Raw genomic sequence first — 20,576 nt, 5'->3', positions numbered from 1 at the left:
AGTGATGGCGACGGCCGGCATCTGCTGCATTAGGGGCGCGTTGATGTTCATGGCTGGGCTGACCGCGCTCGGCACCATGACTTCCTTGAGCAGCAGCTTGAGCACGTCGGCAATTGGCTGCAGCAGGCCCATCGGGCCCACGCGGTTCGGGCCCAGACGCACGTGCATCCAGCCGATGAGCTTGCGCTCCCACAGGATCAGGTAAGCCACGCACAACAGCAGCGGCAAGATGATGCAGACCGCGCGCACCAGCGTCCAGATCAGCGGCCACCAGCCACCAAACGTAGACGCGCCGAAAGAAGTAATCGACTCGATCATGTTGACCCTTACACCGTCGCCGCCAGCGCGGACGATTCAACCTTCTCAACGCTTACCGCACCAAACATCGCACCCAACTGAGCCGATGCTTCGGTCGCGGCCGGCACACGGATCACGCCAGATGCCAGCGATTTATCCAGCACTGCCGGCAGTACTACGCTGCCCTGCCCCTGCGTCACGCGAACGGCATCGCCGTTAGCCAGACCCAGTTGTGCGAACACATCAGCTGACAGGCTCGCCCGAACCGCTGCACGCGCAGCGGCAGTCAATTGCAGCGAACCCGCACGGCGCACGATCGGATCGGCGTGGTAGATGGGCACATCAGCCAGGCGTTCGATACCTGCAGCGGCTGCAACCGGAGCAGCGGTTTGCACGGTTGTCACATTCGACAGACGCTCGGCAACCGGCTTAGCCAGCACCTCATCACGCACAACCTCGGACGTGTCGTAATCGAAACCCGACACGTTCAGCAGGTTGCCCAGCACGCGCAGCACCTTCCAGGCCGGACGCGAATCGCCCAGGCTACGCACGACACCGCTGAAGCTCTGCGGCAGGCCTTCGCAGTTGACGAAGGTGCCCGAGGTTTCGGTGAACGGCGCTGTCGGCAACAGCACGTCTGCGTATTCGAGCGCAGCGCGCGAAGCGAACGGCGCCAGCACGACCACGGTGTCCGCCTGATCCAGCGCCGCGCGGGCTTGTGCCGGATTGGCGGAGTCAAACTCCGGCTCGGCGCCCAGCAGCACGTAAGCGCGGCGCGGCTGCGCCAGCATCGTTGCGGCATCCAGGCCGTTGCCTTGCGGCAGTGCGCCAGCAATGTAGCCGCCGACGGTGTTCGCGGCTTCCGTCAGGAAACCCAGCGTGGCGCCGGTCTGCTGCGCCACCCACTGAGCCAGCGCATGCAGTTGCGAGAATTGCGGATGTGCCACGGTAGCGTTGCCAAGGAACACAGCCTTGCGCTCGCCCGAAGCCAGGCTGCCGGCAATGCGCTTGGCAATGTCGCCGGCCTCGATACCGTCAGTACCAGCCGGCCGCGCGGCGTTGTTGGTAGCTGCAACCGCCACGGCCACTTCGGCCAGCAGCGACAGCCATTGCGACGGCGCGCCCAGCAGTTGCGTCGCCGGCATCAGCAGATCTTCGCCACCAGCGCCGATCACGTTCAGTTGCGCACCCTTCTTGCCGGCTTGGCGCAGACGCGCAGCCAGCAGCGGATGATCCTTGCGCAGGAAAGCGCCCACCACCAGCGTTCGCTGCAGCAGCGACACATCGGCGATCGGCATACCCAGCCACGGGGCACCCACCGGCTTGACTGAGAAATCTGACTGACGCAGGCGGAAATCGACGTTGTCGCTGCCGATGCCGCGCACCAGCTTTTGCAGCAGGAACAGTTCTTCCAGCGTGCTGTGCGGGCTCGCCAGCGCACCGATCTGCTCGGCGCCATGGTCACGCTTGATGTTGTTCAGGCCGTTGGCCACGTATTCGAGCGCCGTGGTCCAGTCCACCGCCTTCCACTGGCCGCCTTGCTTGAGCATCGGCTGGGTCAGTCGGTCGTCGCTGTTCAAACCTTCGTAGGCGAAGCGGTCCTTGTCGGACAGCCAGCATTCGTTGATGGCCTCGTTGTCCAGCGGTAGCACGCGCATCACGCGCTGATTCTTGGTCTGGACGATCACGTTCGCGCCCAGGCCATCGTGCGGTGACACCGACTTGCGGCGTGCCAGTTCCCACGTGCGAGCCGAGTAACGGAACGGCTTGCTGGTCAACGCACCGACCGGGCACAGGTCAATCATGTTGCCCGACAGCTCGGAGTCAACGGTCTGACCGACGAACGTCGTGATCTCGGAATGCTCACCGCGGTTGAGCATGCCCAGTTCCATCACGCCGGCAACTTCCTGGCCAAAGCGGACACAGCGCGTGCAGTGAATGCAGCGCGTCATCTCTTCCATGGAGATCAGCGGGCCCACGTTCTTGTGGAACACCACGCGCTTCTCTTCCTTGTAGCGCGATTCGGACTTGCCGTAACCGACGGCCAGATCCTGCAGCTGGCACTCGCCGCCCTGATCGCAGATCGGGCAATCCAACGGGTGGTTGATCAGCAGGAATTCCATCACGGACTTCTGCGCCTTCACCGCCTTCTCGGAGTTGGTGAAGACCTTCATGCCCGCAGTGACAGGCGTGGCGCAGGCCGGCAGTGCCTTGGGCGCCTTCTCGACCTCGACCAAGCACATCCGGCAGTTGGCCGCGACCGACAGTTTGCGGTGATAGCAGAAGTGAGGAATGTAGGTGCCCGTCTGGCGAGCCGCCTCCATCACCAGGCTGCCTTCGGCAACCTCGACCTTCTTGCCATCGATTTCGATTTCAACCATGTTCTGCCACGCTTAAATGTAGGTGGGCACCATGCACTGCTTGTGTTCGACGTGATACGCGAACTCATCCCAGTAGTGCTTGAGCATGCCGCGGACCGGCATCGCGGCGGCATCGCCGAGCGCGCAGATAGTCCGGCCCATGATGTTTTCAGCCACGTTGTTCAGCAGGTCCAGGTCTTCCTGGCGGCCCTTGCCGTGCTCGATACGATCGACCACGCGGTACAGCCAGCCGGTGCCTTCACGGCACGGCGTGCACTGGCCGCACGACTCTTCGAAATAGAAGTACGACAGACGCAGCAGCGACTTCACCATGCAGCGCGTCTCGTCCATCACGATCACGGCGCCCGAGCCCAGCATCGAGCCAGCCTTGGCGATCGAGTCGTAGTCCATGTCGGAGGCCATCATCAGGTCAGCCGGGACCACCGGCGCCGACGAACCACCCGGAATGACTGCCTTGAGCTTCTTGCCACCGCGCATGCCACCTGCCAACTCCAAGAGCTTGGAGAACGGCGTGCCCAGCGGGATTTCGTAGTTGCCCGGACGCTCCACGTCGCCGGACACCGAGAAGATCTTCGAGCCACCGTTGTTCGGCTTGCCCATCTTCAGGTAGTTATCCGGGCCAATCGCCAGCAGGAACGGCACCGCGGCAAACGTCTCGGTGTTGTTGATCGTGGTCGGCTTGCCGTACAGGCCAAAGCTGGCCGGGAATGGCGGCTTGAAGCGCGGCTGGCCTTTCTTGCCTTCCAGCGATTCGAGCAGCGCGGTTTCTTCGCCGCAGATGTACGCGCCATAGCCATGGTGCGCGTGCAGCTGGAAGTTGAAACCGGAGCCGAGGATGTTGTCACCCAGGAAACCGGCCGCACGCGCCTCTTCCAGCGCTTGCTCGAAAATCTTGTACTCGTTCCAGATCTCGCCGTGGATGTAGTTGTAGCCCACGGTGATGCCCATCGCGTAGCCGCCGATGGCCATGCCTTCGATCAGCGCGTGCGGGTTGTAGCGGATGATGTCGCGATCCTTGAACGTGCCTGGCTCGCCCTCGTCCGTGTTGCAAACCAGGTACTTCTGGCCCGGGAACTGACGCGGCATGAAGCTCCACTTCAGGCCGGTCGGGAAGCCCGCACCGCCACGGCCGCGGAGGCCCGAGGCCTTCACGTCGGCAATGACTTGTTCAGGAGAAATCTTTTCCGTCAGGATGCGCTTGAGCTGCTGGTAGCCACCGCGCTTGACGTAGTCTTCAAGGTGCCAGTTGTCGCCGTTCAGACCGGCGAGAATCAACGGCTGGATGTGTCGATCGTGCAGGGAGGTCATTTACTTGCCTGCTCCGTTGGACGCCTTCGCCTGCAGATCAGCGACCAGGGCGTCGAGCTTCTCGTTGCTCATGAAGCTGCACATGTTGGTGTTGTTGACGATCATGACCGGTGCATCACCGCACGCGCCCATGCACTCGCCTTCCTTCAGCGTGAAGTTGCCGTCGGGGGTCGTCTCGTTGAAACCGATGCCCAGCTTCTTCTTGAGATAGTCAGCCGCACGCTCGCCGCCCGACAAGGCGCACGGCAAATTCGTGCACACCGTCAGCTTAAAGCGCCCCACCGGCTTGGTGTCGTACATGTTGTAGAACGTCGCCACTTCCTCGACCCACACCGGCGGCATTTCGAGGTACTCGGCCACAAACTGCATGACTTCGGGCGAGACCCAGCCTTTCTCGCTCTGCGCGACCGCCAGCGCCGCCATCACGGCGGACTGCTTCTGGTCGGCGGGATATTTCGCGACCGCCCGGTCGATTTCCTTGAGAGCTTCTGCGGATAGCATGTTCGTTGCAATTGGTGCGGGACGCGGGGCGTATTGCCTGACTGCCTTACCCCGGCGTGCGTCCTCGTTTCACAGCCGCGCTTGCCAGCGCGTCAAACCGTTGTTTCCTGCGGGTTCAGCGGTCGATCTCGCCAAACACGATGTCTTGCGTGCCGATGATCGTCACGGCGTCGGCGATCATGTGGCCCTTCGCCATTTCATCGAGCGCGGCCAGATGGACGAAGCCCGGCGCACGAATCTTCAGACGGTACGGCTTGTTGGCGCCGTCCGAGATCGCGTAGATGCCGAACTCGCCCTTCGGATGCTCGACGGCGGCGTACGCCTCGCCTTCGGGCACGTGCATCCCTTCCGTGAAGAGCTTGAAGTGGTGAATCAGCTCTTCCATGTTGGTCTTCATGTCCACCCGCGACGGCGGCGCCACCTTGTGGTTATCGGTGATCACCGGACCCTGGTTCTTGCGCAGCCACTCGATGCACTGGCGGATGATGCGGTTACTCTGGCGCATTTCTTCCACGCGGACCAGATAACGGTCGTAGCAATCGCCGTTCACACCCACCGGAATATCGAAATCCATCCGGTCGTAGACTTCGTACGGCTGCTTCTTGCGCACGTCCCAAGCGATGCCCGAACCACGCAGCATGGCGCCGGAGAAACCCTTATTGAGCGCGCGCTCCGGGCTCACCACGCCGATACCAACCAGACGCTGCTTCCAGATCCGATTGTCGGTCAGCAGCGTTTCGTATTCGTCGACGTACTTCGGGAAGCGGTTGGTAAAGTCTTCGATGAAGTCCAGCAGCGAACCCGAACGCGTTTCGTTCAGGGCGGCCAGGGCCTTCTCGTTACGCACCTTGGATGCCTTGTATTGCGGCATCGTGTCGGGCAGGTCGCGATAGACGCCACCAGGACGGTAGTAGGCCGCATGCATACGCGCGCCCGACACCGCCTCATACATGTCGAACAGGTCTTCGCGCTCGCGGAAGGCGTACAGGAACACCGCCATCGCGCCCACGTCCAGCGCGTGCGAACCGATCCACATCAGGTGGTTCATGATCCGCGTGATCTCGTCGAACATGACGCGGATGTACTGCGCACGCAGCGGCACTTCGAGGCCCAGCAGGCGCTCGATGGCCATCACATAGGCGTGCTCGTTGACCATCATCGACACGTAATCGAGACGGTCCATGTAGGGCACGCTCTGAATCCAGGTCTTCTGCTCGGCGAGCTTCTCGGTCGCGCGATGCAGCAGTCCGATGTGCGGGTCAGCACGTTGAATGACTTCGCCGTCCAGCTCGAGCACCAGGCGCAGCACGCCGTGTGCGGCCGGGTGTTGCGGGCCGAAGTTCAGGGTGTAGTTCTTGATATCTGCCATGATCGGGCGCCCTTCAGTGCTTCAGACCACCGTATTGGTCCTCGCGGATCACACGCGGCGTAATCTCGCGCGGTTCGATGGTCACCGGCTGGTAGACCACGCGACGCTGCACCGGGTCATAACGCATTTCAACGTAGCCCGAGACAGGGAAATCTTTGCGGAACGGATGGCCGATGAAGCCATAGTCGGTCAGGATGCGGCGCAGATCCGGGTGACCTTCGAACACCAAGCCGTACAGGTCGAACGCCTCACGCTCGAACCAGTCGGCGGAATTCCAGATCGTGGTCACAGACGACACCACCGGCAGATCATCGTCCGGCGCGAACACGCGCACACGTACGCGCCAGTTGTTCGTGATCGACAGCAGATGGGACACCGCGGCAAAACGCGGACCGTTCCAGGCGCCGTCGCCGTAGTCAGCGTAGTCGACACCGCACAGGTCCATCAGCTGTTCGAACTTCAGGGATGCGTCGTCGCGCAGCGTGCGCATGACGTCGAGATAGTCGGCAGCCTTCACCACGAGGGTGAGTTCACCAACCGACTCGATCAGGCTTTGAACACGATTGCCGAGCGCCTTTTCCAGCGCGGCTTTCAGGGTGGCAAGCTTGTCGGTCATATCAGGCCTTGCGCGCGATGGTGTTGGTTCGGCGGATCTTGGCCTGCAGCTGGATGATGCCGTAGATCAGCGCTTCAGCCGTCGGCGGGCAGCCCGGCACGTACACGTCGACCGGCACGATGCGATCGCAGCCGCGCACGACAGAGTACGAGTAGTGGTAGTAGCCGCCGCCGTTGGCGCACGAGCCCATCGAGATGACCCAGCGCGGCTCGGCCATCTGGTCGTACACCTTGCGCAGCGCAGGTGCCATCTTGTTGCACAGCGTGCCGGCCACGATCATCACGTCGGACTGACGCGGCGACGGGCGGAACACCACGCCGAAGCGGTCCAGGTCATAACGCGACGCGCCGGCGTGCATCATTTCCACGGCACAGCAGGCCAAGCCGAACGTCATCGGCCAGAGCGACCCGGTACGGGTCCAGTTGATCAGCTTGTCAGCAGTCGTCGTGACAAAGCCTTCGTTGAGTACGCCTTCGATCGCCATTTCACATCACTCCCAATCGAGCGCGCCTTTTTTCCAGATGTAGACGAAGCCCACGAGAAACTCGAGCAAAAAGATGCCCATCGCAATGAACCCCGGCCAGCCAATGTCGCGCAACGCCACGCCCCACGGAAAGAGGAACGCGGTCTCCAGATCGAACAAGATGAACAGGATGGCGATGAGGTAATAGCGCACGTCGAACTTCATGCGCGCGTCTTCGAATGCTTCGAAGCCGCACTCGTACGGCGAGAGCTTGTCAGGATCGGGATTGTTCGGACCGAGGACTCGGCCGATAGCCATCAGGACGAGGCCAAGGCCCACACCGACGACGATGAACAGCAGAACGGGGAAATAGGCTTCGAGGTTCAAGGGACGCCCGCCTTTTTGAATGGTTGCAACAGCACTGCCCGCAGGCGGCGCCTTGTCGCCCCATCGAAGGCGCCGGGTCCGCAGCCTTACGACGCCTCGACTACACGTCGTCTTGCGGAGGGGCCTGCGCGGAACACTCCCGTTGAACAGACCCCGAAATTTGATTGGTGCCGACGGCGAGACTCGAACTCGCACAGCTTTCGCCACTACCCCCTCAAGATAGCGTGTCTACCAATTTCACCACGTCGGCTGGGGGAAGAAACTTTATCAGGAAGCCAGATCGAGCCAAGCGCCCTTACCGTTTCCCGTATTGTTTCAAGCCTCACATTCTACCGCAAAGCGAAGCTTTTGTTCAATGCACAAAGAAAAATCTTATGCTTCGCGACGCACCGAGGGCCCCACAGCAGTGCGCACACGACAATGACATCCAATTACTTCGGCACGGCCGGGCCGGAGGCCGCAGCAGGAGCAGCCGGCGCCGACGCTGCAGGCGCCGAAGCCGCAGGAGCCGTAGGCGCAACCGAACCCATCACACCAGCCGAAACGCTGCCCTTGTTCGTGCCGATGAGCGTAAGTGCCAGCGTTGCCACAAAGAACACGGTTGCCAGCACGGCCGTCGTGCGCGACAGGAAGTTAGCGGAACCCGTAGCGCCGAACAAGCTGCCCGATGCACCAGAGCCGAACGCCGCACCCACATCCGCCCCCTTACCGTGCTGCAACAGCACCAGGCCGATCACGCCAAGCGCGCTCAGAATTTGCGCCACCAGCAGCAGAGTCTTCAGAATTGCCATTTCGCTTCTCTCAATAATATGTTGCAGCGGCACACCTACGGCATGCCACAACGTCGACCGACCGCTTAAGCGCGACCGATCGCCAGGAAATCTTCGGCCTTCAGCGATGCGCCGCCGATCAGGCCGCCATCGATGTCCGCCATTGCAAACAACTCGGCCGCATTGTCCGGCTTCACACTGCCGCCGTACAGGATTGGCAGACGCTGCGCCACACCAGCATCACGGGCAGCAACGCGCGCGCGCAGGAAAGCATGCACCGCCTGTGCCTGTTCGCTGGTCGCGGTCTTGCCGGTGCCGATCGCCCAAACCGGCTCGTAGGCGACGACGATACGACCAAGCTGCTCGACCGACAGCGCTTCCAGCACGGCATCCAGCTGACGACCCACCACCTGCTCCGTCTCGCCAGCTTCGCGCTGTGAAAGCGTTTCGCCCACGCAGACGATCGGGGTGATGCCATGTTCGAGGGCACGCAGCGCCTTGGTCGCCACTTGCGCGTCAGTTTCGCCGTGGTATGTGCGGCGCTCGGAATGACCGACGATCGCGTAGCCGCAGCCGAACTCCGACAGCATCGACGCCGCCACTTCGCCGGTGAAGGCACCGCGCGTTTCGGCCGACACGTCTTGCGCGCCCCAGCCCACGACCGAACCTGTCAGCAGAGACTGGCACTGCGCCAGATACGGAAACGGCGCACATACCGCCAGCGTGGCGTTGGTTTTGCCCGCGGCCTTGATCTGCTCCAACAGCGCGGCGTTGGCGCTCAGACTGCCATGCAGCTTCCAGTTGCCCACCACCAGCTTCGGTCTTGCGTTCACGTTTTTGCCCGGTCGACTGTCAAATAAACCCGGCATTCTACCGTGGCGACAAAAACAGGGTCAATTTTGGCGTCTTGGGGTCAATCCCAAACCAACATGATCTTGCCGATGTGAGCGCTGGATTCCATCAGGGCGTGCGCCTGTGCGGCTTGCGCGGCCGGCATGACCTCGTGGATGACCGGCTTGATGCGACCCGATGCCAGCAACGGCCAGACCTTTTCGTACAGGTTCGCCGCGATGGCGGCCTTGAACGCAATCGGGCGCGGGCGTAGCGTCGAGCCTGTCAGCGTGATGCGGCGGCGCAGGATGTCTCCCAGCGGCACTTCAGCCTTGGCGCCACCCAGCAATGCGATTAGCACGATGCGGCCATCGTCGGCCGTGCAGGCAATCTCGCGCGCGACGTAGCTTCCGCCAACCATATCGAGCACCACATCGGCGCCGCGGCTTGTCTCGGCTTTGACGATCTCGACGAAGTCTTCGGTCTTGTAGTTGATGGCACGCGTGGCGCCCAGTTCAACGCAGGCGGCGCACTTGTCGGCGCTGCCCGCCGTGGCGAACACTCGGTGGCCCAGTGCGGATGCGATCTGGATGGCCGTCGTACCGATGCCGCTGGAGCCGCCCTGCACAAGTAGCGTTTCGTCGGCACCGTGTGCGCCCCGCCCCAGCAAGCCGCGATCAAATACGTTTGACCACACGGTGAAATAGTTCTCGGGCAATGCCGCCGCCTCGATGTCCGAAAGACCCACCGGCACTGGCAACACCTGCCCCAGCGGCGCGGTGCAGAACTCCGCATAGCCACCGCCCTGGACCAGCGCGCAAACGCGGTCGCCAGCCTTCAGACCATAACGGTTATCGGCGTGCGCCAGATCGCCACTGACGATTTCCCCCGCTACCTCCAGCCCCGGAATATCTGAAGCGCCGGGCGGTACGGGATAGTTGCCCGTGCGCTGGAACACATCCGGCCGATTCACGCCGGCCGCGCGCACGCGGATCAACACTTCGCCCGCCTTCGGCTCAGGCATCGGCCGCTCGCCGAGCTTCAGCACTTCGGGGCCACCGTACTCGGTAATTTCAATCGCTTTCATGGGAATCGGATCGAGTGAGGGTTACGACGCAACGCGCTTCGGTTCAACAAAATGCTGCGGGATGCCGCGCGAGGTTTCGCGCAGGATTTCCTGCTTGCCGTGGACGATGGCGTCGGCAATCTTGTTGATATGCAACTTGAGCCACATCTCGGTCGGCGAGCCGGCGCGGTAGTCAGCCGGGCCGAGCATGTCGACGCGGTCATCGGCACGCAAGTTGTCGGCCTGCTCGAACGAGCGCGGGCTTTCGGGGTTGTAGACCGCATACGTGCGCCCACCGCCCTTGCGCGCCACCGAAAACGCCGGAATATCGCTCGGGCCATCGGCCACGTAGATCATGTTGGCGAACGGCACGCGGCGCTCGTCTTCGGCAATCGACGAGTTCACATTGACTGCCTCGGGGTGCTTGTTGACGCCCTTGTTGATCTCGAACAGCGCACGCGTCTTGGTGGTGTTGTCGATCGCGTAGATGACTTCCGAGATGACCGGGAGGCCGCTCGCGTCAGGCGCCTCAAGGAATTCGCAGCCCCACACGCCATCGATGTATGGCGCGATAGGCGAACCTTTGATCATCTCGGTCAGCCCCGTGCTGACGATGTAGTGTTCAAGCTTGATGTCGAAGGCTTGGTAGGCGGCGTTGTCGCGCACCCACGCCTTGCTGCGCTCAAAGAAGTCCGTCACACCCGGGAAGAATTCGAGTTCCGCACCGAGTTCGCGCAACGCCGTGTTGTTAAGGCCGGCCATTCGCCCGTCGCGCACGTAGCGGAGCAGCACGTTCAAGTAGAACGTTTCGCGGTTGACCTTCTGGCCACGCGATTCGATTTCTTTTGAGCCCGCCTCGACCTCATCCCAGAAGCCCTGCTCGGCGATGTTGAAGCGCTCGAACAACGGCACTTGCATGTAACGCGGGATCAGTGTCTTGTCGAAATCCCAGACGACGGCGATGCGGTTTTGCTCGAAGAGGCGGCTCATGGTCGGCGGCAGATGGAGAACTCGCGACGCAGTGTAAACAAAAAAACGGCTGGACACTGTCCAGCCGTTTTTCATTGCGAGAACCGCTCGCTTACTGCTGTTGTTGCTGCTGCTGTTGCGAGGCAGCGTCGCCAGCGCCCGGCGCTTGCGGTGCAGCGGCCGGCACGTCGCCTTCCTCAGCCTTCGCGGCCTTGATCGACAGACGCATGCGGCCCTTCTCGTCGGTGCTCAGCAGCTTCACGCGCACGGCCTGGCCTTCCTTCACGTAGTCGGAGACTTGGTTCACGCGCTCGTTGGCGATTTCCGAGATGTGCAGCAGACCGTCCTTGCCCGGCAGGATGTTCACGATCGCGCCGAAGTCCAGCAGCTTGAGCACGGTACCGTTGTAGATCTTGCCCACTTCGGCTTCTGCCGTGATGCCTTCGATGCGGCGCTTGGCTTCGGCCATGCCTTCCGACGAAGTCGACGCGATGGTGATCGTGCCGTCTTCCTGGATGTCGATCGTGCAGCCGGTTTCCTTGGTCAGCGCCTGGATGGTCGAACCACCCTTGCCGATCACGTCGCGGATCTTCTCCGGATTGATCTTGACGGTGATCATGCGCGGAGCGTGCTCCGACAACTCGGCACGTGCGCCGCCCATGGCAGCCTGCATCTTGCCCAGGATGTGCAGACGGCCTTCCTTGGCTTGCGCCAGTGCGACCTGCATGATTTCCTTGGTGATGCCCTGCACCTTGATGTCCATCTGCAGCGCGGTGATACCAGCGTCGGTACCCGCGACCTTGAAGTCCATGTCACCCAGGTGATCTTCGTCGCCCAGGATGTCGGTCAGCACGGCAAACTTGTTGCCTTCCAGGATCAGGCCCATGGCCACACCAGCCACGTGCGCCTTGATGGGCACGCCCGCATCCATCAGCGCCAGCGAGCCGCCGCACACCGAAGCCATCGACGACGAACCGTTCGACTCGGTGATTTCCGACACCAGACGGATCGTGTAACCGAATTCGTCAGCGGGCGGCAGCACCGGGATCAGTGCGCGCTTGGCCAGACGGCCGTGGCCGATTTCACGACGCTTCGGGCTGCCCACGCGGCCGGTTTCGCCCGTGGCGAACGGCGGCATGTTGTAGTGGAGCATGAAGCGGTCACGGTACTCGCCTTGCAGCGCGTCGATGATCTGCTCGTCGCTCTTGGTGCCCAGAGCGGCCACCACCAGCGCTTGCGTTTCACCACGCGTGAACAGTGCCGAGCCGTGCGCACGCGGCAGCACCGACGAGCGGATCTCGATCGGGCGCACCGTGCGGGTGTCGCGGCCGTCGATACGCGGTTCGCCATTCAGGATCTGGCCGCGCACGATCTTCGATTCGAGCTCGAACAGAATGTTGTCGACTTCCACGCCATCGGCTTCCACGCCAGCTGCGGCCAGCTTCTCGGCGACCGACTTGCAGACTTCCTTCAGCTTCTGGCTGCGGGCCGACTTCTGACGCAGCTGGTAAGCGGCTTGCAGATCGGCCAGACCCAGTTCGGACACCTTGGCGACCAGCGCTTCGTTCTTCGGTGCGGCTTGCCAGTCCCATTCAGGCTTGCCGCCTTCGCGCACCAGGTCGTGGATCGCGTTGATAGCGATCTGCATCTGCTCGTGGCCGTACACCACGGCGCCCAGCATGATCTCTTCCGACAACTGCTGCGCTTCGGATTCGACCATCAGCACAGCACGCTCGGTACCGGCCACAACCAGGTCCAGCTCCGAATGCGCGAGTTGTGCGCGGTTCGGGTTCAGCAGGTACTGGCCATCCTTGTAACCCACGCGGGCAGCGCCCACCGGGCCGTTGAACGGCAGACCCGACACGGCCAGCGCAGCCGAAGCGGCCACCAGCGCGGGGATGTCAGCCGGCACTTCCGGATTGATCGACAGCACGTGCACGACGACCTGGACTTCGTTGTAGAAGCCTTCCGGGAACAGCGGACGCAGCGGACGATCGATCAGGCGCGAGGTCAGCGTTTCGTTTTCCGACGGACGGCCTTCACGCTTGAAGAAGCCACCCGGGATCTTGCCGGCAGCGTAGGTCTTCTCGAGGTAATCGACGGTCAGGGGGAAGAAATCCTGGCCCGGCTTGGCGTTCTTGGCGCCCACCACGGTGGCGAGCACGACGGTGTCTTCCATGTCGAGCAGCACGGCGCCGCTCGCTTGACGGGCGATCTCACCCGTTTCCATGCGGACCTTATGGCCGCCCCATTGGAATTCTTTGACGACCTTGTTGAACATGGTCATAGCATCTCCTGTTCGGTATTCGCGGCACGCTTCAATACGCTTCGCCGCGACAAACACGTTCCGGAAGACGGTACGGTTGCAGAGGTGTGTTTATGCCATTCCAGTGCAGCGCTGCGGCTCAACGTCGCGCTGGAATGACACAAGATTCTGCTTCCTGCCGCTCCCGGTCCTAACAATCGGCGACATCACCGACTGCCATCATTGCCGGTTGCCCGGCGCAGCCGCAAATGTGGCCGCCAAAAACAAAATGCCTGCATCAGCATGCTGACGCAGGCACTTGTTCATCACGCGCAGTGCGTGAGACCCACCATTACTTACGCAGACCCAGCTTGGCAACCAGCGCGGTGTAACGGTCAGCGTCCTTGCTCTTGAGGTAGTCCAGCAGACGACGACGACGGCTCACCATCTTGAGCAGGCCACGACGGCTGTGGTGATCCTTCATGTGCGCCTTGAAGTGCGGCTGCAGTTCGTTGATGCGGGCGGTCAGCAGTGCAACCTGCACTTCCGGGCTACCCGTGTCGTTGGCGCTGCGGCCGTTATCCTTGACGATGTCTTGCTTCTTGATGTCAGCGACGGACATTTTGATTCCTTTGACTTGCGGACACTGCAGCGCCAAAAGGCCGCCGCGGGTGCCGTGTTGAACAATGATCTTGCCGGCCATTCCGGACCCGGTTTGGACGGCAAGACCGCGATTATAGCCGAGAACCCCGCCCTGACGACAGTTCTGTGTCACGCGCGCTCAATAGCGCACCATCTTGCACGTCGTCGGCAACGCCGTTTGCGCTGCAGGGATCACTTTCAGCGTACGAAAACCATAGCCGGAACCCTCGATGTCGAACGGCACACCGGGCGTACCGGCACGTTCCATCTGCGTGACGATCAGCGGCTGGATAGCCTGGTGATCCTCGGCGCGCAATGTGATCCGATGAAACCCGTTATCGAGCGAAGCGTCTTCCAGCGCACGTGCGACGGCACCCGCCTCTGCGGTGCCGGCACGCTCGATGGCAGCGGCCAGCATGTCGATCATCATCTGGTCTCGCAGCAGCGGGTAGTCGTCGGCAGGCGACGGATAGCGCGCGCGGAAGGCCTTGTAGAACGCGTCGGACTTGGCGCCACCCAGGTTCGGATGCCACTCCGCCACCGCCACCACACGGCCCACGCCCGCCTCGCCCATCGCGCCCGGCGCACCCAGCGAGTTGCCGTAGAACGTGAAGAAGCGCGCCTTGAGCCCCGCATCGCGTGCCGCCTTGACTAACAGCGTCAGGTCATTGCCCCAGTTGCCGGTGATGACGGTGTCCGCACCCGACGCGGCAATGCGCGCCACGTACGGCGCGAAGTCCTTCACCTTGCCGATGGGATGCAGCACCTCACCGACGATGGTCACATCCGGCCGCTTCTCGCCCAATTGCTGGCGAGCGAGTTGCGCCACCTGGCGGCCGAAAGTGTAGTCCTGGCCGATCAGGTAAACCTTCTTGACGGCCTTGTCCGCGCGAATCACTTCCGTAAGCGCGTGCATGCGCATATCGGCTGACGCATCGAAGCGGAAATGCCAGAAGCTGCAGGCCTCGTTGGTCAACGCCGGGTCAACGGCGGCGTAGTTGAGGAACAGCACGCGCGCGTCCGAATGACGCTCGTTGTAGCGTGAAATCGATGTCGACAACGCCGCCGCAGCCGCTGAGCTGTTGCCCTGCAGGACAAAGCGCATGCCGGCATCAGTGGCAGCCTGCAGTTGCAGCAATGATTCATCGACCGTGTTCTTGTTGTCCAAGCGCACCAACGCAAGCGGATGGCGGCCATCGGGCAGCTTCACGCCACCGCGTGCGTTCACGCCTTCGATGGCGATGCGCAGATTGCGGCCCACCGCCTCCCCCGCATTGGCGAACGGGCCGGAGAGCCCCTCGATCAAGGCCAGCCGGATCGGCGCAGCTTCAGGCTGGGCACTTGCGGCGCCACACAACCCCACGGCCGCCAGCGCGGCCACGAACCAACGAAACACCATGGCAAATCTCCGTGAAGCGCGGATGGTAAAGCGGCTGCGCACGCCAACACAAGGCACACGCAGCCGCATTTGACGCATGGGATCGTTTCAACGGCAACATCCACGCGAGGCGCATCACCTGGCGTGGATGTTCGGGTCGGCCATGCCGTGGATCGCACGGACATCGCTCTCAAAGACAGTCAGCATGGCGCACGCTCCTGGCGTGTCCGGTGCTGCTGCACCCGCTTCGCGTGCCGGTGGGTAACCGGCAGCGCGCTCTGTAGTGATCGTGTGGGGTCTGGGCTGACTCCTGCGTGTTGGTAAAACCCGCGATCAGATCTGCGGGTTGAGTTTTTCGCTGCTCTTGTCCTGCAGCTTGTTCAATGCGGCCAGGTAAGCCTTGGCGGATGCAGCAACGATGTCCGGATCGGTGCCGACGCCGTTGACGATGCGACCCGACTTCGACAGACGCACCGTCACTTCACCCTGCGCTTGCGTGCCAGTCGTGATGGCGTTGACCGAGTACAGAAGCTGTTCGGCGCCGCTGGCAACCTTGCTTTCGATGGCGTTGAGCGTGGCATCCACCGGGCCGTTGCCCTCCGCCTCGCCGGTCACCTCCTTGCCGTCGGCGACGAAGACGATGCGTGCGTGCGGGCGCTCACCGGTTTCCGAGCGCTGCGCCAGCGACACGAAGCGGAAGTGCTCACCCTCGCTGTGCTGCGCCTCGTTCGAGACGATGGCGACGATGTCCTCGTCGAAGATTTCGGCCTTCCGGTCAGCCAGTTCCTTGAAGCGCGTGAAGGCGGCATTCAGTTCAGCTTCGGAGTCCAGTTCAATGCCCAGTTCCTGCAGGCGTTGCTTGAACGCGTTGCGGCCGGAAAGCTTGCCCAGGACGATCTTGTTGGCCGTCCAGCCCACGTCTTCGGCACGCATGATTTCGTAGGTATCACGCGCCTTGAGCACGCCATCCTGGTGGATCCCCGAAGCGTGCGCGAACGCGTTGGCGCCCACGACTGCCTTATTCGGCTGCACGACGAAACCGGTGATCTGCGAGACCAGCTTGGAGGCTGGCACGATCTGCGTGGTATCAACACCGACGTCCAGGTTGAAGTAATCGCGGCGCGTCTTCACCGCCATCACCACTTCTTCGAGGCTGGTATTGCCGGCACGCTCGCCCAGGCCGTTAATCGTGCATTCGATCTGGCGGGCGCCGCCCAGCTTGACTGCGGCCAGCGAGTTGGCAACTGCCATACCAAGGTCGTTATGGCAGTGCACCGACCAGATCGCCTTGTCCGAGTTCGGGATGCGCTCGCGCACCGAGCGGATCAGCGCGGCGTAACCTTCCGGCACCGCGTAGCCGACCGTATCCGGCAGGTTGATGGTGGTCGCGCCCTCGGCAATCACGCCTTCCAGCACACGGCACAGGAAGTCCATGTCGGAGCGGCTGCCGTCTTCCGGCGAGAACTCGATGTCATCCGTGAACTGCCGCGCAAAGCGCACTGCCAAGCGTGCCTGCTCATACACCTGATCCGGCGTCATGCGCAGCTTCTTCTCCATGTGCAGCGCCGACGTGGCGATGAACGTGTGGATACGGAACTGGCCGGCCGGCTTGAGCGCCTCGGCTGCGCGCGAAATGTCGCGATCATTCGCACGGGCCAGCGAGCAAATGCGCGAATCCTTGACCGACTGGGCAATCGCACGAATCGCCTCGAAATCCCCATTAGAGCTGGCCGCGAAACCGGCTTCGATCACGTCCACCTTGAGCCGCTCGAGCTGCTTGGCAATGCGGATCTTCTCTTCCTTGGTCATCGACGCACCGGGGGACTGCTCGCCGTCTCGCAAGGTGGTGTCGAAAATAATCAGTTTGTCGCTCATGGCGGCTCCTTGGTGGGGTGACGTTTTTGGCGTCGGTCTTGATGGTGTCTCGAATAATTGGATTTTGGCGGCGCAGAATGCAAAACGCCCCGGCGTGCATGGTTGCAGGCCGGGGCGCTGTGAATCCTGGTTCGCGAAAACTTGGCGGTTTCTGCTTGCCTTGTCTTGCGATTTCCTACGCGCGTGTCCCGACCTGACGACCTAGTAGGTCATCAATCGAGACTAGCGTAATCAGAATGGAAATCGGGCGCGAAAGCATGCGGACGACTATAGACGAATTCAAAAATTGACGCAAGCGCACAAGGACGCAGCGCATCGATCACTCATGCGCTTCGTCCGCTGCAGGTCTGGGCACGCGTGGGCTGCCCTGCTGGCCGTGCAGCGTACGCCAGCCCCACAGCAGATAGCCCGACACTGCATAGCCGACAAACAGACCGAACAGCGCCACCGGCGGATCGCTCGAGATCACCACGAACAGCACAAGCACCAGCACCATCACGCCAAACGGCACACGATGGCGCACATCGAGTGCCTTACCACTGTAGAACGGCGCGTTCGAGACCATCGACAGCCCCGCATACAGCGTCAGCCCAAAAGCGACCCACGGCATCCACAGCTCTTTCACGGGCAGCTTGTTGTCGATCGCCAGCCAGACGAAACCGGCGATCAACGCGGCCGCAGCCGGGCTCGGCATGCCTTGGAAGAAACGCTTGTCGACCGAGCCGATGTTCGTATTGAAGCGCGCCAGACGCAGCGCCGCGCCAGCGCAGTAGACGAACGCAGCCAGCCAGCCCCACTTACCCAGGTCGCGGAGAATCCACTCGTACATCACCAGCGCGGGTGCGACACCAAACGACACCATGTCCGATAACGAGTCGAACTGCTCGCCGAAAGCGCTTTGCGTGTTGGTGATACGCGCGACACGGCCGTCCATGCCATCGAGCACCATCGCCGCAAAGATGGCAATCGCAGCCGTCTCGAAGTTCAGGTTCATCGCCTGCACGATGGCGAAGAAGCCTGCGAACAGCGCGGCCGTCGTGAAGGCGTTGGGCAGCAAGTAAATGCCGCGGCGACGCGGGCGGATGACTTCCAGATCATCATCCTCCGAGCGCGGCTGGTTGTGTCGCAGCGGACGCAGGTGCGTCACGTTGCTGGTGGTGAAACGCTTCTTGCGTCGATTGAACGCGGGCATGGCGGCCTCCGGATCAGTCCAGTTCGGCAAGCACCGTGAGCGTGGCGGACACCTTTTCGCCGATCGTCACGCGCGGGCGTGCGGTCAGCGGCAGGTACACGTCGACGCGCGAACCGAAGCGGATGAAACCATAGCGCTGGCCACGCGCGAGCGTCTCGCCTGCCCTGGTATAGCAAAGGATACGCCGCGCAATCAAACCAGCGACTTGGACCGACGTGACGACCTGGCCGTCAGCGCGACGCAGCACGACCGCGTTGCGCTCGTTTTCCAGCGACGCCTTGTCCAGATCGGCATTCACGAACTTGCCCGGGAAGTACTGGACTTGCTGCACCGTGCCATCCACCGGCGCGCGGTTCGAGTGCACGTTGAAGACGTTCATGAACACGCTGATCTTTAGCGCATCGCGATCGGCATACGGGTCACGCACTTGTTCGACGGCCACGATGCGGCCGTCTGCTGGTGAGAGGATCGCGTTGGCCTGCGTGGGCACGGCACGGGCCGGGTCGCGGAAAAACTGCAGCACAAACAGCGTCAGCACCCAGAACGGCCACGCCCAGCCGAAGCCAGCGGCCATTTGCACGATAAGCGAGACGATGAAAATCCCGCCCAGATACGGCCAGCCCTCTCGGGCGATGATGGGATGCGGATACGTGTTGTTCAAATCAGACCTCGACAGCGTCTTGAAGGAAATGCGGCATTCTAGCCGACACGGGGCCGCACCAGCACTTGAAACGGTGGTGAATCCCATCGATTCAGCATAAAAAAACCAGCCCGGAGGCTGGCTTTCTTTTCGCATAAGGCGCGGGCCGATCAGTTCTTCGACTGGTCGACCAGCTTGTTCTTGGCGATCCACGGCATCATCGCGCGCAGCTTGGCGCCAACTTGCTCGATCTGGTGCTCTTCGGTCAGGCGGCGGCGCGAAATCAGCGTCGGCTGGCCTGCCTTGTACTCCAGCAGGAAGCTCTTGGCGTATTCGCCGGTCTGGATGTCCTTCAGGCATTGCTTCATGGCCTTCTTGGTCTCTTCGGTCACGACGCGCGGGCCGGTGACGTACTCGCCGTATTCGGCGTTGTTCGAGATCGAGTAGTTCATGTTGGCGATGCCGCCTTCGTAGATCAGGTCGACGATCAGCTTCAACTCGTGCAGGCACTCGAAGTACGCCATTTCCGGAGCGTAGCCGGCTTCCACCAGCGTCTCGAAACCTGCCTTGATCAGCTCGACCGTACCGCCGCACAGCACGGCTTGTTCGCCGAACAGGTCGGTTTCGGTTTCTTCGCGGAAGTTGGTCTCGATGATACCGGCGCGGCCGCCGCCGTTGGCGGTAGCGTACGACAAGGCGATGTCACGTGCGGCGCCCGACTTGTCCTGGTGCACAGCGATCAGGTGCGGCACGCCGCCACCTTGGCTGTACGTACCACGCACGGTGTGGCCCGGCGCCTTCGGGGCGATCATGATGACGTCCAGGTCAGCGCGCGGGATCACGGCACCGTAGTGCACGTTGAAACCATGAGCGAAGGCCAGTGCGGCACCTTGCTTGATGTTGCCGTGCACTTCGTTCTTGTACACGTCGGCGATCTGCTCGTCCGGCAGCAGGATCATGACAACGTCAGCTTCCTTCACCGCCTCGGCCACTTCCTTGACTTGCAGGCCAGCATTGACGGCCTTGTTCCACGACGCACCGCCCTTGCGCAGACCGACCGTGACCTTCACGCCCGAGTCGTTCAGGTTCAGGGCGTGGGCATGGCCTTGCGAGCCATAGCCGATGATGGTGACGTTCTTGCCCTTGATCAGGGAGAGGTCGGCGTCCTTGTCGTAAAACACTTTCATGGTGATGTCCTAATTTTCAAATACTTCAATATCGATGGGGGCCGGCAGCACGCTCGCGCCGGTTCAAACCTTCAGAATGCGCTCGCCGCGGCCGATGCCCGAGCCGCCCGTACGGACGGTCTCAAGAATGGCAGCGCGATCGATGGCGTCAAGGAACGCGTCAAGCTTGCTGCCGTTGCCGGTCAGCTCGATCGTGTAAGTCTTCTCGGTCACGTCGATGACGCGGCCGCGGAAGATATCCGCCGTACGCTTCATCTCCTCGCGCTCCTTGCCGACTGCCCGCACCTTCACGAGCATCAACTCGCGCTCGATGTGCGCGCCTTCGGTCAGGTCGACGACCTTGACGACTTCCACCAGGCGGTTCAAGTGCTTGGTGATCTGTTCGATGATGTCGTCCGAACCGGTCGTGACGATCGTCATGCGCGTCAGCGAGGCGTCTTCGGTCGGCGCGACCGTCAG

General features: G+C 62.2%; 17 protein-coding genes, 1 tRNA gene and 2 pseudogenes. All 20 read right to left on the bottom strand.

Annotation, left to right across the window (positions count from 1 at the left end; genetic code table 11):
- The coding region (locus AB0305_RS18695) for an NADH-quinone oxidoreductase subunit H (RefSeq protein WP_366173639.1) at nucleotides 1-318 on the bottom strand (318 nt) is incomplete at its 3' end.
- Nucleotides 319-326: 8 nt separating this feature from the next.
- On the bottom strand, nucleotides 327-2,678 hold the full coding sequence (gene nuoG / locus AB0305_RS18690) for an NADH-quinone oxidoreductase subunit NuoG (RefSeq protein ID WP_366173637.1): 2,352 nt from the start codon (nucleotides 2,676-2,678) through the stop codon (nucleotides 327-329).
- A gap of 12 nt (nucleotides 2,679-2,690) precedes the next feature.
- A complete protein-coding gene (gene nuoF / locus AB0305_RS18685) occupies nucleotides 2,691-3,986 on the bottom strand; it encodes an NADH-quinone oxidoreductase subunit NuoF (RefSeq protein WP_003261933.1) in 1,296 nt (431 codons plus the stop codon).
- Nucleotides 3,987-4,487 carry an NADH-quinone oxidoreductase subunit NuoE gene (nuoE, locus tag AB0305_RS18680; protein WP_366173634.1) on the bottom strand — a complete coding sequence of 167 codons (501 nt, stop codon included), beginning with the start codon at nucleotides 4,485-4,487 and terminating at the stop codon, nucleotides 3,987-3,989.
- 115 nt (nucleotides 4,488-4,602) lie between these two features.
- Complete coding sequence (locus AB0305_RS18675) at nucleotides 4,603-5,856, bottom strand: NADH-quinone oxidoreductase subunit D (RefSeq protein WP_366173632.1); 1,254 nt, start codon at nucleotides 5,854-5,856, stop codon at nucleotides 4,603-4,605.
- Between the two features lie 13 nt (nucleotides 5,857-5,869).
- Nucleotides 5,870-6,472 (bottom strand): NADH-quinone oxidoreductase subunit C, encoded by a 603-nt coding sequence (locus AB0305_RS18670; protein WP_366173630.1) that lies wholly within the window; start codon nucleotides 6,470-6,472, stop codon nucleotides 5,870-5,872.
- 1 nt (nucleotide 6,473) lies between these two features.
- A pseudogene (ndhC, locus tag AB0305_RS18665) lies at nucleotides 6,474-7,253 on the bottom strand (NADH-quinone oxidoreductase subunit A).
- A 234-nt stretch (nucleotides 7,254-7,487) separates the two neighbouring features.
- Nucleotides 7,488-7,572, bottom strand: a tRNA-Leu gene (locus AB0305_RS18660).
- Between the two features lie 181 nt (nucleotides 7,573-7,753).
- On the bottom strand, nucleotides 7,754-8,113 hold the full coding sequence (gene secG, locus AB0305_RS18655; protein WP_366173628.1) for a preprotein translocase subunit SecG: 360 nt from the start codon (nucleotides 8,111-8,113) through the stop codon (nucleotides 7,754-7,756).
- A 65-nt stretch (nucleotides 8,114-8,178) separates the two neighbouring features.
- Nucleotides 8,179-8,904, bottom strand: a complete 726-nt coding sequence (gene tpiA / locus AB0305_RS18650; protein ID WP_366173626.1) for a triose-phosphate isomerase — start codon at nucleotides 8,902-8,904, stop codon at nucleotides 8,179-8,181.
- Nucleotides 8,905-9,005: 101 nt separating this feature from the next.
- Nucleotides 9,006-10,010 carry an NAD(P)H-quinone oxidoreductase gene (locus tag AB0305_RS18645; RefSeq protein WP_366173624.1) on the bottom strand — a complete coding sequence of 335 codons (1,005 nt, stop codon included), beginning with the start codon at nucleotides 10,008-10,010 and terminating at the stop codon, nucleotides 9,006-9,008.
- A gap of 21 nt (nucleotides 10,011-10,031) precedes the next feature.
- Complete coding sequence (locus AB0305_RS18640; RefSeq protein WP_366173622.1) at nucleotides 10,032-10,979, bottom strand: HAD family hydrolase; 948 nt, start codon at nucleotides 10,977-10,979, stop codon at nucleotides 10,032-10,034.
- Between the two features lie 190 nt (nucleotides 10,980-11,169).
- Nucleotides 11,170-13,245: pseudogene (gene pnp, locus AB0305_RS18635) on the bottom strand (polyribonucleotide nucleotidyltransferase); the annotation flags it as partial.
- Nucleotides 13,246-13,555: 310 nt separating this feature from the next.
- Complete coding sequence (gene rpsO, locus AB0305_RS18630; RefSeq protein WP_252683993.1) at nucleotides 13,556-13,825, bottom strand: 30S ribosomal protein S15; 270 nt, start codon at nucleotides 13,823-13,825, stop codon at nucleotides 13,556-13,558.
- Between the two features lie 159 nt (nucleotides 13,826-13,984).
- Entirely contained in the window at nucleotides 13,985-15,244 is a 1,260-nt protein-coding gene (locus AB0305_RS18625; RefSeq protein WP_366173620.1) for a branched-chain amino acid ABC transporter substrate-binding protein, read from the bottom strand.
- Nucleotides 15,245-15,556: 312 nt separating this feature from the next.
- A complete protein-coding gene (locus AB0305_RS18620) occupies nucleotides 15,557-17,098 on the bottom strand; it encodes a 2-isopropylmalate synthase (protein ID WP_366173618.1) in 1,542 nt (513 codons plus the stop codon).
- 319 nt (nucleotides 17,099-17,417) lie between these two features.
- Entirely contained in the window at nucleotides 17,418-18,290 is an 873-nt protein-coding gene (pssA, locus tag AB0305_RS18615; RefSeq protein ID WP_366173616.1) for a CDP-diacylglycerol--serine O-phosphatidyltransferase, read from the bottom strand.
- Between the two features lie 13 nt (nucleotides 18,291-18,303).
- Entirely contained in the window at nucleotides 18,304-19,038 is a 735-nt protein-coding gene (locus AB0305_RS18610) for a phosphatidylserine decarboxylase (RefSeq protein ID WP_366173614.1), read from the bottom strand.
- A gap of 62 nt (nucleotides 19,039-19,100) precedes the next feature.
- A complete protein-coding gene (gene ilvC / locus AB0305_RS18605) occupies nucleotides 19,101-20,117 on the bottom strand; it encodes a ketol-acid reductoisomerase (RefSeq protein ID WP_021195002.1) in 1,017 nt (338 codons plus the stop codon).
- 63 nt (nucleotides 20,118-20,180) lie between these two features.
- The coding region (gene ilvN / locus AB0305_RS18600) for an acetolactate synthase small subunit (RefSeq protein ID WP_366173611.1) at nucleotides 20,181-20,576 on the bottom strand (396 nt) is incomplete at its 5' end.

The organism is Arthrobacter sp. NPDC080086 (assembly GCF_040702285.1).
This window is presented reverse-complemented; position numbering and strand designations above follow the sequence as displayed.

What these genes read in the sequence shown, in the direction of transcription:
- secG (WP_366173628.1), bottom strand. Translation starts at nt 8,113, where the DNA reads ATGGCAATTCTGAAGACTCTGCTGCTGGTGGCGCAAATTCTGAGCGCG.
- nuoF (WP_003261933.1), bottom strand. Translation starts at nt 3,986, where the DNA reads ATGACCTCCCTGCACGATCGACACATCCAGCCGTTGATTCTCGCCGGT.
- AB0305_RS18670 (WP_366173630.1), bottom strand. Translation starts at nt 6,472, where the DNA reads ATGACCGACAAGCTTGCCACCCTGAAAGCCGCGCTGGAAAAGGCGCTC.
- nuoE (WP_366173634.1), bottom strand. Translation starts at nt 4,487, where the DNA reads ATGCTATCCGCAGAAGCTCTCAAGGAAATCGACCGGGCGGTCGCGAAA.
- AB0305_RS18640 (WP_366173622.1), bottom strand. Translation starts at nt 10,979, where the DNA reads ATGAGCCGCCTCTTCGAGCAAAACCGCATCGCCGTCGTCTGGGATTTC.
- AB0305_RS18625 (WP_366173620.1), bottom strand. Translation starts at nt 15,244, where the DNA reads ATGGTGTTTCGTTGGTTCGTGGCCGCGCTGGCGGCCGTGGGGTTGTGT.
- AB0305_RS18675 (WP_366173632.1), bottom strand. Translation starts at nt 5,856, where the DNA reads ATGGCAGATATCAAGAACTACACCCTGAACTTCGGCCCGCAACACCCG.
- AB0305_RS18610 (WP_366173614.1), bottom strand. Translation starts at nt 19,038, where the DNA reads ATGGGATTCACCACCGTTTCAAGTGCTGGTGCGGCCCCGTGTCGGCTA.
- pssA (WP_366173616.1), bottom strand. Translation starts at nt 18,290, where the DNA reads ATGCCCGCGTTCAATCGACGCAAGAAGCGTTTCACCACCAGCAACGTG.
- nuoG (WP_366173637.1), bottom strand. Translation starts at nt 2,678, where the DNA reads ATGGTTGAAATCGAAATCGATGGCAAGAAGGTCGAGGTTGCCGAAGGC.
- AB0305_RS18620 (WP_366173618.1), bottom strand. Translation starts at nt 17,098, where the DNA reads ATGAGCGACAAACTGATTATTTTCGACACCACCTTGCGAGACGGCGAG.
- rpsO (WP_252683993.1), bottom strand. Translation starts at nt 13,825, where the DNA reads ATGTCCGTCGCTGACATCAAGAAGCAAGACATCGTCAAGGATAACGGC.
- ilvC (WP_021195002.1), bottom strand. Translation starts at nt 20,117, where the DNA reads ATGAAAGTGTTTTACGACAAGGACGCCGACCTCTCCCTGATCAAGGGC.
- AB0305_RS18645 (WP_366173624.1), bottom strand. Translation starts at nt 10,010, where the DNA reads ATGAAAGCGATTGAAATTACCGAGTACGGTGGCCCCGAAGTGCTGAAG.